The 16325-nt window shown below is 34.0% G+C and carries 12 protein-coding genes and 7 tRNA genes; 17 read left to right on the forward strand and 2 right to left on the reverse strand.

The features are described 5' to 3' along the window. Nucleotides 1–178: TFIIB-type zinc ribbon-containing protein (locus tag CIGNP103_RS02155; protein WP_180381784.1), on the reverse strand; the 178-nt coding region annotated here is incomplete at its 3' end. Nucleotides 179–353: 175 nt separating this feature from the next. On the opposite strand from CIGNP103_RS02155, the gene CIGNP103_RS02160 reads away from it, so the two are divergent. The 17 genes from CIGNP103_RS02160 (at nucleotide 354) to CIGNP103_RS02240 (ending at nucleotide 15068) form a co-directional block, all read left to right on the forward strand. Beyond that, nucleotides 354–1727, forward strand: coding sequence for a sodium-dependent transporter (locus CIGNP103_RS02160; RefSeq protein ID WP_086268509.1), 1374 nt, complete (start codon nucleotides 354–356; stop codon nucleotides 1725–1727). A 13-nt stretch (nucleotides 1728–1740) separates the two neighbouring features. Then, nucleotides 1741–3540 (forward strand): biotin/lipoyl-containing protein, encoded by a 1800-nt coding sequence (locus tag CIGNP103_RS02165; protein ID WP_086268510.1) that lies wholly within the window; start codon nucleotides 1741–1743, stop codon nucleotides 3538–3540. A 150-nt stretch (nucleotides 3541–3690) separates the two neighbouring features. Further along, nucleotides 3691–5265 carry a phosphoenolpyruvate carboxykinase (ATP) gene (pckA, locus tag CIGNP103_RS02170; RefSeq protein ID WP_086235867.1) on the forward strand — a complete coding sequence of 525 codons (1575 nt, stop codon included), beginning with the start codon at nucleotides 3691–3693 and terminating at the stop codon, nucleotides 5263–5265. Nucleotides 5266–5330: 65 nt separating this feature from the next. Then, complete coding sequence (gene argH / locus CIGNP103_RS02175) at nucleotides 5331–6722, forward strand: argininosuccinate lyase (protein WP_086243018.1); 1392 nt, start codon at nucleotides 5331–5333, stop codon at nucleotides 6720–6722. Nucleotides 6723–6999: 277 nt separating this feature from the next. After that, the gene (locus CIGNP103_RS02180; RefSeq protein WP_179187316.1) at nucleotides 7000–7341 is read left to right on the forward strand and encodes a helix-hairpin-helix domain-containing protein; all 342 of its coding nucleotides are present in this window, start codon (nucleotides 7000–7002) and stop codon (nucleotides 7339–7341) included. A 149-nt stretch (nucleotides 7342–7490) separates the two neighbouring features. Further along, nucleotides 7491–7566, forward strand: a tRNA-Lys gene (locus tag CIGNP103_RS02185). 4 nt (nucleotides 7567–7570) lie between these two features. After that, nucleotides 7571–7646: transfer RNA gene (locus CIGNP103_RS02190), tRNA-Val, on the forward strand. 19 nt (nucleotides 7647–7665) lie between these two features. Further along, a tRNA-Asp gene (locus tag CIGNP103_RS02195) sits at nucleotides 7666–7742 on the forward strand. 5 nt (nucleotides 7743–7747) lie between these two features. Next, nucleotides 7748–7823, forward strand: a tRNA-Lys gene (locus tag CIGNP103_RS02200). A 10-nt stretch (nucleotides 7824–7833) separates the two neighbouring features. Further along, nucleotides 7834–7910 (forward strand) — tRNA-Glu (locus CIGNP103_RS02205). A 6-nt stretch (nucleotides 7911–7916) separates the two neighbouring features. Further along, a tRNA-Val gene (locus CIGNP103_RS02210) sits at nucleotides 7917–7992 on the forward strand. A gap of 19 nt (nucleotides 7993–8011) precedes the next feature. Further along, nucleotides 8012–8088 (forward strand) — tRNA-Asp (locus CIGNP103_RS02215). A 469-nt stretch (nucleotides 8089–8557) separates the two neighbouring features. Next, complete coding sequence (gene der, locus CIGNP103_RS02220) at nucleotides 8558–9943, forward strand: ribosome biogenesis GTPase Der (protein ID WP_086226508.1); 1386 nt, start codon at nucleotides 8558–8560, stop codon at nucleotides 9941–9943. Beyond that, nucleotides 9927–10463 (forward strand): shikimate kinase, encoded by a 537-nt coding sequence (locus tag CIGNP103_RS02225; protein WP_086251366.1) that lies wholly within the window; start codon nucleotides 9927–9929, stop codon nucleotides 10461–10463. The genes der and CIGNP103_RS02225 overlap by 17 nt, the downstream gene beginning before the upstream one ends. A gap of 4 nt (nucleotides 10464–10467) precedes the next feature. After that, the gene (gene trpS / locus CIGNP103_RS02230) at nucleotides 10468–11436 is read left to right on the forward strand and encodes a tryptophan--tRNA ligase (protein ID WP_086224083.1); all 969 of its coding nucleotides are present in this window, start codon (nucleotides 10468–10470) and stop codon (nucleotides 11434–11436) included. A gap of 9 nt (nucleotides 11437–11445) precedes the next feature. Continuing rightward, entirely contained in the window at nucleotides 11446–12690 is a 1245-nt protein-coding gene (gene serS, locus CIGNP103_RS02235; protein WP_086268511.1) for a serine--tRNA ligase, read from the forward strand. Between the two features lie 11 nt (nucleotides 12691–12701). Then, entirely contained in the window at nucleotides 12702–15068 is a 2367-nt protein-coding gene (locus CIGNP103_RS02240) for a tetratricopeptide repeat protein (RefSeq protein ID WP_086268512.1), read from the forward strand. Here the strand turns inward: CIGNP103_RS02240 and CIGNP103_RS02245 are convergent, their stop codons facing one another. Next, nucleotides 15069–16283, reverse strand: coding sequence for a glutamate-5-semialdehyde dehydrogenase (locus CIGNP103_RS02245; RefSeq protein WP_086226512.1), 1215 nt, complete (start codon nucleotides 16281–16283; stop codon nucleotides 15069–15071). Between the last annotated feature and the right edge of the window lie 42 nt (nucleotides 16284–16325).

The following is a 16325-nucleotide window of genomic DNA, read 5'->3' on the forward strand; positions in this document are numbered from 1 at the left end:
ACTCTCTTTTGCTACCAAAATACTCATTTTGTCTTGAATTTGATGCCGATCTTTCTATAATTTTATCAAGCTCTCCACGATCTAGCCAAACACCACGACAACTAGGACAGTAATCTATCTCAACTCCGCTTCTTTCACTCATTACCAAATCTACATCTTTACACACTGGACATCTCATATTGCACCTCTTTTTAATTAAATTTGACAAAATTCTAACCAAAAAAAATTAATACTAAATTTCAAAAAGTTACACAAACTAAAAAAAATCTAAGTTATTAAAAAAAATTATAAAATAAAAGTATAGAAAAAGAAAAAATTTGATAAACTTAGCGTATTTTGTATTTAGGTGGAATATGGTAGAAAAATTTTCAAAAATTGGATTTATTCTAGCAATGGCTGGATGTGCTGTAGGTCTAGGCAATGCATGGAAATTTCCTACAATGGTCGGCAATAACGGCGGTTCAGCCTTTATCTTATTATATATTATACTTACTCTTGGAGTAGCTGTAGTGGTCTTTTTAGCAGAGCTTGCAATTGGTAGGCTTGGCGGAACTGACATTGTAAATTCACTCAAAAATCTAGCACCAAAAAATAAACGCGCTTGGGGATTTGCTGGATTTTTTATGCTTACAGCAATTTTAATAGTCTCATTTTATATGATTGTTATTGGTTGGATTTTAAAATATATATTCCTATCATTTGGCACCCTACCAAGCACGGCACAAGAAGCTGGAGCTATGTTTGGCGGTCTTGTTGAAGGGGATTTTTCAAGTGTATTTATCTGTTTTAGTATAGTCTTTTTAACTGTGTTTTATGTAGTTTCTAAAGGAATTAAAAGTGGAATTGAAAGACTAAATATATGGATGATGCCATCGCTTTTTATCTTGCTTATAGGGCTTTTAGTATATGCCATTTTGGCTAGTGGTAACTTTACTCAAGCTTTAAGCTTTATATTTATCCCTGATTTTAGCAAACTTTTAAATGCTGAGCTAATATTACAAGCCCTAGGCTTGGCATTTTTCTCTATGTCAATGGGTGTTGGGAATGTAGCTACTTATGCTGCTAGTTTATCAGATGATACAAATTTGGTTAAATCTACACTATCAATTGTCTTTATCAATGTATTAATAGGCATTATGATGGGACTTGTGGTATTCTCATTTATACCTATAATTGATAATCAACCCGTTAGTGATGGGCCTGGGCTTATATTTGTATCACTTACATCTTTATTTGCTCAAATGGGAGCAGCTGGAAATATTCTTGCAATTGCATTTTTTACTTCACTGCTTTTTGCGGGGATTACCTCAGCTGTTTCAATGATAGAACCTTTTACTTTATATTTGATAAATAAATTTAAATTAAGTAGAAATAAAGCTATATTTATAATTGGAATATTTGTATATATTTTAGGTATATTTTGTATTTTATCACACTATGAGGTTACAAGTAGCTATTTTAGCATTCCAGCATTAGCTATAAGCAATGAAAAGCCAATAGCGTTTTTTGATATATTAGACTTGCTAACTTCAAATATCTTAATGCCACTTGGTGCTTTGACATTTAGCATTTTTGCTGGATATATTATTAAAAAGGAAGGATTATTCACTATATTTTCAAGTTTTATGTCTAGGAGATGGTTTGAAATTTGGTATTTTACACTCCGTTATGTTGCCCCGTTCGCAATTTTGTCTACTGGGGCTTATAAAATTATAAGTAAAATTTAATAAAAGGAAAAATATGGCAAAGAAATTTATAGATATAATGGATACCACTTTTAGAGATGGTTTCCAGTCTGTATTTGGTGCAAGAGTTTTGATGAATGATTTTTTACCTGCTGTAAGTGCAGCTAAAGAAGCTGGAATTAATCACTTTGAATTTGGCGGTGGGGCAAGATTTCAAAGCTTATACTTCTACTTAAACGAAGATGCATTTACAATGATGGATAAATTCAGAGAAGCTGCTGGTAAAGATGCAAACTTACAAACTCTATCTCGTGGCGTAAATACTGTAACTTTAGATACTGGTAGTAGAGAATTAATAGATATGCACGCAAAGTTATTTGCAAAACATGGAACTACAACAATTCGCAACTTTGATGCTTTAAATGATGTTAAAAATTTAGAATATAGCGCCCAAAGAATCAAACATCACGGATTAAAACATGAAGTAGTAGTAACTATGATGGATTTACCGCCAAACTGCGTTGGCGCTCACGATGCTGAATTTTATGAAAAATGTTTAAGAGAAATTCTAGATAGTGGAATTGAATTTGATAGCGTTTGTTTTAAAGATGCAAGCGGTACAAGTAGCCCAGAAAAAGTCTATCAAACAATCAAAATGGCAAGACGCTTACTAGGTGATAATGTGCATCTAAGACTACATACTCACGAAACAGCTGGTGTTAGCATAGCTTGTTATTTAGCGGCTCTTGAAGCGGGCGTTGATGGTATAGATCTAGCTGCTAGTCCAGTAAGTGGTGGAACTAGTCAGCCAGATATTCTTACAATGCTTCACGCTGTAAAAGGTAAAGATTACGATCTAGGTGGATTAGAAGTTGATAAAATTTTAAAATATGAAGATGTATTGCACGATTGCTTAAAAGACTATTTTATGCCACCTGAAGCTACTCAAGTAAGCCCATTAATTCCATTTTCACCAATGCCAGGTGGTGCATTAACAGCTAATACACAAATGATGAGAGATAATAATATCTTAGATAAATTCCCAGCCGTTATCAAAGCTATGAGAGAAGTAGTAGAAAAAGGTGGATATGGAACAAGTGTAACTCCAGTTAGTCAATTCTACTTCCAACAAGCATTTAATAATGTAATGTTTGGCCCATGGAAAAAGATAGCTGAAGGTTATGGTAAAATGGTTTTGGGCTACTTTGGCAAAACTCCTGTAACTCCAAGTGCTGATATTGTAGAACTTGCTGCTAAACAGCTAAATTTAGAGCCTACTACTGCACCAGCTATAGATATTGCAGACCAAGATGAGACAAAATCAATCGCCTATACTAAAGCTATATTAGAAAAAGAAGGTATTGAAGCAACAGAAGAAAATATCTTTATCGCAGCAGCTTGTAAAGAAAAAGGTATCGCATATCTAAAAGGCGAAGGTAAAGTAATGGTACGCAAAAATAGCGATATTATAAAACCAGCTACAAAATCTGGTTCAAATCAATTTAGTGTTACAGTAAATGGCCATAATTATAATGTTGAAGTTGCAGATGGATTTGATAATTTTACTTTAAAATCTATTACTCCTGCTAAAGAATCTAGTCAACCAAAAGATGAGCCAAAAGCAGTAAGCTCTACTGGAGCATCAAATGAAATTACAGCTACAATGTCAGCTGGAGTATTTAAAATCCTAGTAAATATTGGCGATAGCGTAAAAGCAGGTCAAACAGTTGTAATTTTAGAAGCAATGAAAATGGAAATTCCAATTGAGGCTGGATGCGATGGAGAGGTTGAGGAAATTCTAATTTCACAAGGCCAAACCGTAGAAGATGGCCAGCTATTAGTCAAGCTAAAATAATCCAAAAGTCGCCAAAATTTGGCGACTTTTACTAAATTATAAAATTTATTATTAAAATTTACAAATCTTTTACAAAATCAAACCAAAGATTAAGCTAAAAAATACTAAAATTGAACATCAAATTTAATTCTATAAAAAGGTAAAAATATGATAAAGGATTTAGATAAGCTAGGCTTAAGTGATATCAAAGAGATTTATCATAATCTAAGCTATGATGAGCTTTTTGCTCATGAGAAAGCAAACAATGAAGGTTATGTCACAGATAATGGAACCTTTAGTGTGGATACTGGAATTTTCACAGGTCGCAGTCCTAAAGATAAGTATTTTGTAAATCAAGATCCAAGTAATAAATATCTAGCATGGGGTAAAGTTAATCAACCTATGACAAAAGAGACATTTGATAAACTCCTTGCTAAAGCAAAATCCCAACTAAGTGGTAAAAATATCTATATCCAAGATGCATATTGTGGCTCTAGCCTAGCAAGTCGCAAAAGCGTAAGATTTGTAACTGAAGTTGCGTGGCAGGCGCACTTTGTCAAAAATATGTTTATCCGTCCAACTCAAACTGAACTAGCTGACTTTACTCCTGATTTTGTGGTATATAACGCTTGCAAATGCGTAAATGATGAGTATAAAAAAGATGGATTAAATTCAGAAGTTTTCGTAATATTTAATATAGAAGATAATATCGCAGTAATAGGTGGCACATGGTATGGTGGCGAGATGAAAAAGGGTATATTTTCTATGATGAATTACTGGCTACCACTAGAAAATAAACTATCTATGCACTGTAGTGCAAATGTAGGCAAAGATGGTGATACTGCTCTATTTTTTGGATTAAGCGGAACAGGTAAAACAACTCTATCAACTGACCCAAATAGAGCCTTAATAGGCGATGATGAGCATGGCTGGGATGATGAAGGGGTATTTAACTTTGAAGGTGGTTGCTACGCTAAATGTATCAACCTAGATCCTAAAAGCGAACCTGAAATTTATGCTGCTATCAAACGCAATGCACTATTAGAAAATGTATGTATAGATGAAAATGGCATAGTAGATTATAGTGATGACTCAAAAACAGAAAATACTCGTGTAAGCTATCCAATAGAACACATTCCAAATCACGAACCAAGCCTAAAAGCTGGTCATCCAAGAAATATTATATTCCTTACAGCTGATGCTTTTGGGATACTTCCTCCAGTATCAAAACTCACAAAAGAACAAGCAATGTATTATTTCTTAAGTGGTTATACAGCAAAAGTTGCTGGTACTGAACGTGGAATTACTGAACCTCAAGCAACATTTTCAGCATGCTTTGGAGAACCATTTATGCCTCTTCATCCAACCGTTTATGCAAGACTATTGGGCGAAAAAATTGACAAACACGAAGTAAATGTATATCTAGTAAATACTGGCTGGAGTGGCGGTGCGTATGGCGTAGGCAAAAGAATGAGTATAAAAGCCACTAGGGCTTGTATCAACGCAATTTTAGATGGTAGCATACAAAAATGCGAATTTGAAAACTTTGAAAAATTCAATCTAGCTATACCAAAATCACTTGATGGTGTTGAAACTAATCTGCTAAATCCTATCAACACATGGGCTGATAAAAATGAATATATCGCTGCAAGGGATAATCTAGCTAATATGTTTATTAGTAACTTTAAACGTTATGAGGATGTAGCTGAAGGTGTACAATTTGCTAAGGCTGGCCCTATAAACTAACCTACTCCGCCCTATTTTGGGCGGATTCTTCTACTATTTTTATTATTTTATTAAGGATTCTTTTCATGCAAAAAATGTGGCAAGGTAGATTTAGCGAGGCTAGTAGTGAGCTATTAGAAGCTTTTAACGCATCGATTGAATTTGATAAAGAGCTGTATGCTCAAGATATTGCTGGTTCAAAAGCTCACGCAAAGATGCTAGGTAAATGCAAAATCATTGAAGATGAGGCTGTAAATAAAATCTTAGAAGGATTAGATCAAGTAAAATCTGAGATAGAAAATGGAGAATTTAAATTCAACATAGCCGATGAAGATATACATATGGCAGTTGAAAAAAGACTTAGCCAAATTATTGGAGCTGAATTTGGCGGTAAATTACATACTGCAAGAAGTAGAAACGATCAAGTAGCTCTTGATTTTAGACTCTTTGTTTTAGAAGCAAATTTAGATCTAGCTAAACTACTTTTAAATCTTATTAAAGCTATAAATAGTATCGCTAAAGAACACAAATCTACCCTAATGCCAGGCTTTACGCATCTCCAACACGCTCAACCCGTTAGTCTAGCATATCATTTACTAGCCTATGCGTTTATGTTTAGTAGGGATTATGATAGGCTTATTAGTAGCCACAAACGCAACAATCTAAGCCCACTTGGATCATGTGCAATGGCTGGAACACCACACCCAATTGACCGTGAGATGGTTGCTAATGAATTAGGCTTTAATGGTATTACGCCAAATGCGATGGATAGTGTAAGTGATAGAGATTTTGCATTAGAGTTATTATTTAATCTTAGCGTAGTATTTACTCACACCTCTAGATTGTGCGAAGAATTAATCTTATGGAGTAGCAGTGAGTTTGGATATATTACAATTAGCGATAAATTTAGCACTGGATCAAGCATAATGCCACAGAAAAAAAACCCAGATGTGGCTGAGTTAATTAGAGGTAAGACTGGTAGAATTTATGGTAATTTAATATCTTTACTCACTACTATGAAATCTCTACCACTAGCTTATAATAAAGATATGCAAGAGGATAAAGAGTGTGTATTTGATAGCGTAAAAAATGCCAAGAACTCACTAATTATACTAAATGCGATGATAGAAGAAATTAAATTTAATAAAGAAAATATGTTAAAAGCAACTAAAATTGGACACCTAAGCGCTACTGATTTAGCTGATTATTTGGTCAAGAAAAAGTTTATTCCATTCCGTCAAGCACACTTTATAACTGGTAAATGTGTTGCCTTAGCTGAAAGTCTTGGCAAAGATTTAAGTGAGTTAAGTCTAAATGAGTTACAAAGTATAGAGCCTAATATTAGTACCGATGTTTTAGAACTTTTAACGCTAGAGAGTTCTAAAGAGGCTAGAAAAAGCCTTGGAGGAACAAGTGATTATAGTGTAGATATCCAGCTTGAGCTAATTGATAAATTTATAAAATCACAAGAAATATAACAACTTTGCTACGCCCTATTTTGCTACAAAATATCTTTTTATCAAATTTTATCATCATGGGCGTAGCATAATAATCTTTTAATTTGCAATATTATGACGTTAAATTATAATTTCAACTAAAGCTTTTTATTAAAAATTTAATAATTTAAAATATAAACTTAAACCAAAAAATAAATATGGTAAAAAATTAGTTAAATTTTATCTAATTTTAATTAATTTTTCAACAAAAATACTAAAAATTTGATATAATAAAGTTATTTTACTTTAAGGAGAGTTAATGAAAGCGTTAGCTATAGTTGCAATTAGTGCAAGTATGATGTGGGCAGCCATAAATATTAATACAGCTAGTAAAAATGAGCTAATGGAGCTTCCAGGTATTGGCGAAAGCAAGGCCGAAGCGATTATATTATACAGACAAAAAAGCAAATTTAATAGTATTGATGAGATTAAAAATGTCTCTGGAATAGGTGATAAAATTTACGAAAATATCAAAATAGATCTAATTACAAGTGGTGCAACTGATACAACAAATCTAAAAAGTCTAAACAAAGAAAATAAAAAACCAACTAAAAAAGACAACAACAAAGTCAACAAAGATAATAATTTAACAAAAAAATAGTTAAATTTAACATAGTTGTAGTGATTTTGACTACTTTTGTATCCAAATTTTAGCTAAAATAAAAAAATTAACAAATTTTAGCTAAAATTTGCTTTTATGCCTTGACAAATAGAAATATTTTTTGTATAATTCAACTTCATTTTTTAAGTGTCTTGTTAGCTCAGCCGGTAGAGCATCTCCCTTTTAAGGAGGTGGCCGTTGGTTCGAATCCAACACAGGACACCACTTTGGTCGCTTAGCTCAGTTGGTAGAGCGCCACCCTTACAAGGTGGATGTCATAAGTTCGAGTCTTATAGCGACCACCATTTATTCTTAAATTTAGGTGCGGCGGTAGTTCAGCTGGTTAGAATATCGGCCTGTCACGCCGGAGGTCGCGGGTTCGAGCCCCGTCCGCCGCGCCATTCGTGTCTTGTTAGCTCAGCCGGTAGAGCATCTCCCTTTTAAGGAGGTGGCCGTTGGTTCGAATCCAACACAGGACACCACTTTTTATTAGACCCTTTCGTCTAGTCGGCCCAGGACATTGCATTCTCTGTGCAAAAACGCCAGTTCAAATCTTGCAAGGGTCGCCATTGCAAGGTCGCTTAGCTCAGTTGGTAGAGCGCCACCCTTACAAGGTGGATGTCATAAGTTCGAGTCTTATAGCGACCACCATTTATTCTTAAATTTAGGTGCGGCGGTAGTTCAGCTGGTTAGAATATCGGCCTGTCACGCCGGAGGTCGCGGGTTCGAGCCCCGTCCGCCGCGCCATCTTTTTCATTCAAAATTTAAAATGTCTTGGTTGTTTTAGTAAGTTAGTTGTTATATAAATTTTAAATAATAATCTTTTTTAATCTATCAAATTAATCATTACTACAAAAAATATTATTGATTTAACAATTATAGTGATCTTTAATAAATATTAATTTACAAAATTTAAGCTCTATTCATTTAATCAGTATTTTATAGTATTAAATTTGCAATTACTGTTGATTTAAAAAGTAAATTAATATAAATTGCCATACTTATTACAGTTACTAATAATACTTATATAAAGCCTATTTTGTAACAACTAAATTTGTTATAATGTACAATATTTTAAAATCTATTATATGAAATTTATAAAAATCATTTTAATTTTCTGCATAAATGTCTAAAAATTGCATTCTCAAATTCCAATTTTATAAATGCTTAATACGCTTTTAGATATAATCTATCCCAATAATTTTCAAGGAAACTCATGAAGGAAGTGATACTAGTAGGCCGTCCAAATGTCGGCAAAAGCTCGCTTTTTAATCGTCTAGCAAAGCAAAGAATTGCCATAACTAGCGATGTTAGCGGCACTACCAGAGATACAAATAAAACTCAAATTCAAATCGATGATAAAAGCTGTATACTCATAGATAGCGGTGGAATAGATGATAGTAATGAGCTTTTTATCAATGTCAAAAACAATACTCTAAATGCTGCAAAATGTGCTGATATAATAATATTTATGGTAGATGGAAAGATGCTACCAGATGATGCAGATAAAAAATTATTTTATAGTTTATTAAAGCTAAATAAGCCAATAGCGCTAGTAATAAATAAAGTAGATAGCAAAAAAGATGAAGAGCGTAGTTGGGAATTTAATGAATTTGGTGCTAGTGTAGTATTTAATATCTCTGTAAGCCACGCTAGTGGAGTTGATGAGCTGTGCGAGTGGATTTACAAGCAGCTACCACAAGCAAATTTAAAATCCGATACTGATGATTTTGATGAGTTTTTAGAAGATTTTAATGAACAAGGTGAACTAGACCTTGATAATAAAGCCATAGATTATGAAAATAAAAACATCAAAGTCGGTATCGTAGGTCGTGTAAATGTAGGCAAATCAAGCCTATTAAACGCACTTGTCAAAGATGATCGCTCAGTAGTTAGTAGTATTGCTGGCACAACAATTGATCCAGTAAATGAGAGCTTTGTGTATAATGATAGAGTTTTTGAGTTTGTCGATACTGCTGGCATTAGAAAGCGCGGAAAGATAGAAGGTATAGAAAAATACGCTCTAAATCGTACTCAAAATATTTTAGAAGTAGCAGATATAGCGCTATTAGTTTTAGATGCTAGTGAGCCATTTACTGAGCTTGATGAGAGAATAGCTGGATTAGTTGGCAAATTTGAGCTTGGCGTAATCATTGTACTAAATAAATGGGATAAGGATCATGGTGAGTTTGATAAGGTAGCCTTTGAGATTAGAGATAGATTTAAATTCCTAGCTTACGCTCCAATTATAAGCGTTTCAGCCCTTGGTGGCAAAAGAATCCACAAGCTCTACCCTTTAATCCAAGAGATATATCAAAACTACACACAAAGGATTAAAACCTCTGAACTAAACGCATTAATAGAAGAGGCTGTGCGAACTCACCCGATTCCTAGAGATCATGGTAAGATTGTCAAGATTTTTTATGCGGCTCAATTTGGGTTTGCGCCTCCTAAAATTGCATTGGTAATGAATAAACCAAGATCTTTACACTTTAGTTATAAGCGATACTTGTTAAATAAGCTTAGAGAGAGATTTAATCTAAATGGGACTCCAGTAGTTCTAATACCAAAAAACAAGGGTAAAAGTGAGACAGACATATAAAAATATAATATTAATAGGATTTATGGGTGTTGGCAAAGGTAGCGTAGCTAGAGTTTTAGCACGCAAAATGGGAGTTTTTGCTATTGATGGAGATGATTTAATAGAGAGCTTTGCTAATAAAAAAATTAAAAAAATTTTTGAAGAAGATGGTGAGGCTGAGTTTAGAAAGATAGAGAAAAATTTAGCTAAATTTCTAGAAAAATCGGTAAATGGAGTAGTAATTTCTACTGGTGGTGGATTTTATAAGGTTAAAAATTTAAACAAAATAGGCACGGTAATCTACCTAAAATCAAGTTTTGATAAGATAATGGAGCGTATTTTAAATGCTCCAAATGCAGATAAAAAACTAGCCAAAAGACCACTTCTAAGCGACTTAAATAGAGCCAAAGCCTTGCATAAAGAGCGCGATGAAGCATATGCTAAAAAAGCTGATCTTATCATAAATGTAGAGGATAAAACTCCACAGCAAGTAGCTGCTAAAATCGTTAAACTACTAAATCGCAAACATCTAAAAGGATAAAAATTTGAGAACTCTAACAGGACTTCAGCCCTCTGGCAAACTTCATCTAGGCAACTACTTTGCTAGCATTAAACCTATGATTGAAAAACAAAATAATAGCGATGATGAGATGTTTATATTTGTAGCTAATTACCACGCAATGACATCTCTAAGCGATGCAAAAAGCCTAAAAGCCAATACATTAGAAGCTGCGGCTGCCTTTTTATCTTTAGGGATAGATCCGCAGCGTTCTACATTTTGGGTGCAAAGTGATATCAAAGATGTATTAGAGCTTTACTGGATACTATCTCAGCTTACTCCAATGGGATTATTAGAGAGAGCACACGCATATAAAGATAAGGTTGCCAAAGGATTAGAGGCTCATCACGGGCTGTTTAGTTATCCAGTGTTAATGGCTGCTGATATATTATTATTTAATGCTCAAAAAGTTCCAGTAGGCAAAGATCAAATTCAGCATGTAGAGATAGCTAGAGATTTAGCACTTAAATTCAATAACGCTTATGGGGAAATTTTTACTCTACCTGAAGCACAAGTTGCTCAAAATGTAGCTACCGTACCAGGTACAGATGGAGCTAAAATGAGTAAAAGCTATAAAAATACAATTGATATATTTAGCGATGCTAAAACGCTTAAAAAACAGTGTAGCTCAATTGTAACTGATAGTACTCCTTTAGAAGAACCAAAAGATTGGCAAAACTGCAATATTTACGCAATTGCCAAACTATTTTTAAATGAACAAGAACAAGCAAATTTACAAGATAGATATAGTAAAGGCGGCGAAGGTTATGGCCATTTTAAAATGTATTTAAATGAGCTTACATGGAACTATTTTGCCCCTGCTAGAGAGAAATTTCAATACTATATGAATAATCAAAATGAGATTATAGATATACTACATCACGGTGCTAAAAAGGCCAAAAAAACCTCTGATGAGATTATGGCAAAAGTTAGAGATGCTGTGGGAATTTACTAAGGGAAAAATATGATAAATTTAAGATTAATCGAGACAAATTATGATGAATTAAATGCCAAATTAAAAGCCAAAAAAGTAGATGATGGGGTGCTAGCTAAGCTTTTAGAAGCTTACAATAACCTTAAATCCAAAAGGCTTGAGCTAGAAAATATCCAAGCCATACAAAACGCAAAAAGCAAGGAACTTGGCATAAAAGCTAAAAATAAAGAGGATATAAGCGAGTTAAAATCAGAGCTAGATGCTAACAAAAAAGAGCTTCAATCGCTCTTAGGCATAGTAAGTGAGCTAGAATTAAATTTAGAAAAAATAGCCAAAAGTGTGCCAAATATCATTGATGATGATGTCCCATTAGGTAAGGATGAAGATGATAATGTCTGTATATTGAGCGTTTTGAGTCCTAGGGAATTTGACTTTAAGCCAAAAGAGCATCATGAGCTAGGCGAAGCGCTTGGTTGGCTAGATTTTGCTACTGGGGCTAAGATATCAGGGAGTAGATTTACAATTCTTAGGGGTGATGGAGCTAGGTTATCAAGGGCTCTTGTGAATTTCATGATTGATTTTAATATGAGTCGTGGATTTGAGCTTGTTAATGTGCCATTTTTGGTGAGTTCTAATACCCTTTATGGCACAGGTCAACTACCTAAATTTGCTGATGATCTATATAAGGTAGATGGAGAGGATCTATATCTTATCCCTACTAGTGAGGTACCAGTAACTAATATATATAATGATGAGATTATCCCTGCTGAAAAATTGCCTATTAAAATGACTTGCTACTCATCTTGCTTTAGACAAGAGGCCGGAAGTGCGGGTCGTGATACTAGGGGGATGATAAGACAGCATCAATTTGAAAAAGTAGAACTAGTAGCAATCACCAAAGCTGATAGTAGCGAAGCTATGCTAGATGAGATGGTAAGTTGTGCTAGCGATATGCTAAGTGCTCTTGGTTTGCCACACCGTCATATGATGTTGTGTAGCGGGGATTTGGGATTTAGTGCGGCTAAGACAATTGATTTAGAAGTTTGGCTACCAGGTCAGGGCAAATATAGAGAGATTAGTTCTATTTCAAATACTCGTGATTTTCAAGCTAGACGAGCCAAAATCAGATACAAAGATGATAAGAAAAATATCTTAGCACATACGCTAAATGGCTCTAGCCTAGCAGTTGGTAGGACGCTAATTGCTATAATGGAGAATTATCAAAATAGCGATGGTAGCATAACAATTCCAGAAGTGCTCAAAAAATATTTCTAATAGGAATTTAAATGGCAGATGAGTTAAAAGAACAACAAGAAGTAGTAATCCAAGAAAAAGACCCAAATGAAGATATAATTCCAATAGAGTCTTCTGATGAGAGAGCCAAGGAGCAAAAGCAAGAGACAAAGGAGGAGACATCTCAAGAGTCTGAGGGGGCTAAATCTAAATTTAAACCAACTAAAAAGCTTTTAATGCTAATTGGCGCTAGCATTTTAATTTTTATTCTACTCATTACTGCTTTAATTGCGGCATTTTCTGGCTCAGATGAACCAGAATCGCAAGTTATAAAGTTAGAAGAGCCAAAACTTATCACACCGCCAACCATAACTCAAAAATTCCAAAGCTCAAAAATAGATAGTATGTTAATTAAAGCTAACAAACTCTACGAGAGCGGGAACAAAGCCGAAGCTCTAAAAATATATGAAAATATTGCTGTTTATAACGAATCTCTATCAAACTACAACTTAGGCGTATCAAAGATGAATCAAGGGCTATTTAAAGATGCGATTAATTCATTTAAAGATGCTATTGCTAATAATGAAAATATAGCCGTAAGTGCTATAAATTTAGCCGTTTGCGCACTAGAAATTAATGATGAAAGGCTTTTTGAATACTATATTGATTTAGCTAATGCCTTTATAAATAGAGATAGTGATGTCAATTTATATGAGTTTTATAATGCCCTTGTAAACTACTATAGAGGCTACTATATAGAAGCTTTACATGCTTTAGATTTATCAAATTCAAAATACTATACCAGCCAAAAAGAGTATCTTAGATCAAAAATCCTAAGCTACCTTCACGAAGATCAAGAGGCTATTCAAGCTATTAAAGCAGTTGAAGATTATGATATTAGCCTGCCTCTTGGACTTCTTCATGCACGACTTGGAGAGTATAAAGAGGCTAAAAAGTATCTAAATAAAGCGCTAGTTGATGAAAAAAATGCTCCATCAACATATCTAGCCATATCGCTAATTGATCTAAAAACAGGAGAATTTGGCTCAGCAGCTAAAACTTTAAAAATGTTAAATGATTTTAACTCCACTTTTGTACGTGATACATATCCTATTAAGACAGTTTTAAATCCAGAGCTTTTTGATATAAATTTAGCCCAAAATAACTATGATTTAACTAAATTTTTTGACCGAAATAGCCTTTATCAAATTCTATTTTATTTCACTCCATACAAGGCCTTTAATCCTAAGCAAACAATCGAATATATAAGAAAAGGTGGCTTGAGCCTATTTGTTGATGAAAGTAGTATAGCTGATGAGTATCTAGAGACTAGTGGTATAGTATCTAAAGCTAATGTAATGCTATCTCAAGCAATTTTTAAAGCGCTAAATAATAAACTAAGAGAAGCTAATAGCGACTTTTTAGAGATTACAAAACTATATCCAAATCACTCAATTGTTCAGTTTAATCTAGCTCTTACATTTGCTCAGTTAGGTGATTTTGCCCAAGCATATAAGCACTTTGTAACTAGCTATCACCTAGATCCATCTAACTACATAGCTGGCGCATACGCTATAATGGCTGCTAAAATGATAGGCAGAGATGCTAAGCGCCTTACAAAAGAAGTAATGGATACAATGGATACAGATACAAATCTAGACCAAGATAATATCTATAAAGCAATGATTCAGCTAACCCAAGGAAATCAAGGCGCACTAAATGATTGGCTAGATAAAAACTATAATGAAAGCGTGTTAAATATCGTATTTAATATTATATGTGCCTATATTACAGATAGAAATGATATCGTAATCTTAGCTACTGATAAGTTAAACCAAAAGCTACCAAACGATGTACTAACTAATATAATCTACTCAGTTACTCGTTTTGATGTAAAAAATATCAAAAACTACGCTAAAGATATCCAGGTTAAATTTCTAACAACCAAACTAGATAAAGGTACTCTCTATGGCGGTGCAACCATTATCAAAACTGAATATATTAAACTTTTACAAATCGCAGGATTGCTAAATATAGAGCGTGAAAGTATTATTAAAGACTTAAAAATCTCATCTGATAATACTAAGGATATTTTACACACATTAGCATATTTAAGCCTATTTACAGGACACTATGAAGAGGCCTATACTATCTATAATGAGCTAGTAAATACTGAAAAAGAAGATGATGCAAACACGCTATTTTTAGCCAGTGTTGCAAGTATTGGGGCAAATCATCCTGATAGTGCCATCGCTTATCTTGAACTTGCTAAACTTACTAACCCAACCTATAGCGAGGCTAGGCTAGCACTTGGATTTTTATATCAAGAAGTTGGAAATATTGATGCAGCCATCACACAGTATAGTGGATTAGGTGATAGCAAATATCACAGCCAATTTTTCACCTTTAGGCTAGAGTAGTTATCTAATCTGGCCTTGACCTCTAATAATATATTTGTAAGTTGTTAGTTCATCTACGCCTACAGGACCACGAGCATGCATTTTACAAGTGCTAATACCAACCTCTGCGCCAAAGCCAAACTCTCCCCCATCGCTAAATCTAGTTGAGGCATTTGCATAGACGCACGCACTATCAACACGACTTAAAAATTCCTCACAAGCAGCATAATCATCGCTTATAATCGCTTCACTATGTCCGCTACTATATTCATCAATATGATCTAGCGCCTCATACAAACTACCTACAATTTTTAAATTCAGCTCAAAATCTAAATACTCATTATAATAGCTTTTGTCTGTAGCTTCAAAGCAATTTATTATATTAACACTCTTTTGACAGCCGTGAATTTTTACACTAAATTTATCAAGTCTAGCTTTTAATAGTGGCAAGAAATCAGCAGCAATACTCTCATCAACTAGCACACACTCAGCAGCATTGCAAACACCTGGACGAGAGCATTTGGCATTTACGCAGATATCTAATGCTTTTTGAATATTTGCAGCCTTATGAACATAGATATGACAGACTCCCTTATCATGCTTTAATACAGGTATAGAGGAGTTAGCACTTACAAATTTTACCAGCCCCTCCCCTCCTCTAGGAACTACTAAATCTATATATCTATCCATTCTAATAAACTCTAGCACCTCATCTCTGCTAATATCAAAATACTCTATACAGCCACCATACTCACCTAGGCTATTTTTGATTATACTTGCAAGGGCTAAATTTGAGTTTATAGCCTCTTTGCCACCCTTTAATGCACAGCCATTAGCACTTTTAATAGCAAGAGCAGCTACTTCGGCTGTGACATTTGGTCTAGATTCGTATATCATAGCAATCACGCCAAGTGGAACGCTAATCTTTTCTATCTTTAATCCGCTTTTAGCACTCCAGCCATCGTGAATTTTACCAATTGGATCTTTTAACATTGCTATATCTCTAATCCCATCTGCAAGAGACTTTATACGCACTTCATCTAGTTTTAATCTATCTTGCAAAGCTGGACTTAAATCCTTAGCATTTTGTAAATCTATTGCGTTAGCCTCTATAATTTTAGCTATATTATTCTCTATTGCATCAGCTATTTTTTGTATTAAATTTGCTCTTTGGTTTTGATTTAAAATTTGTAATTTTTTAGTAGCTTTTTTTAACTCTTTTAGTCTATTTTCCATATTTTACTCGCTTAATTTTTAGCTATTATATTAGCAAGTTTT

The organism is Campylobacter sp. P0103, assembly GCF_002139545.1.
GTDB classification, from domain to species: domain Bacteria; phylum Campylobacterota; class Campylobacteria; order Campylobacterales; family Campylobacteraceae; genus Campylobacter; species Campylobacter devanensis.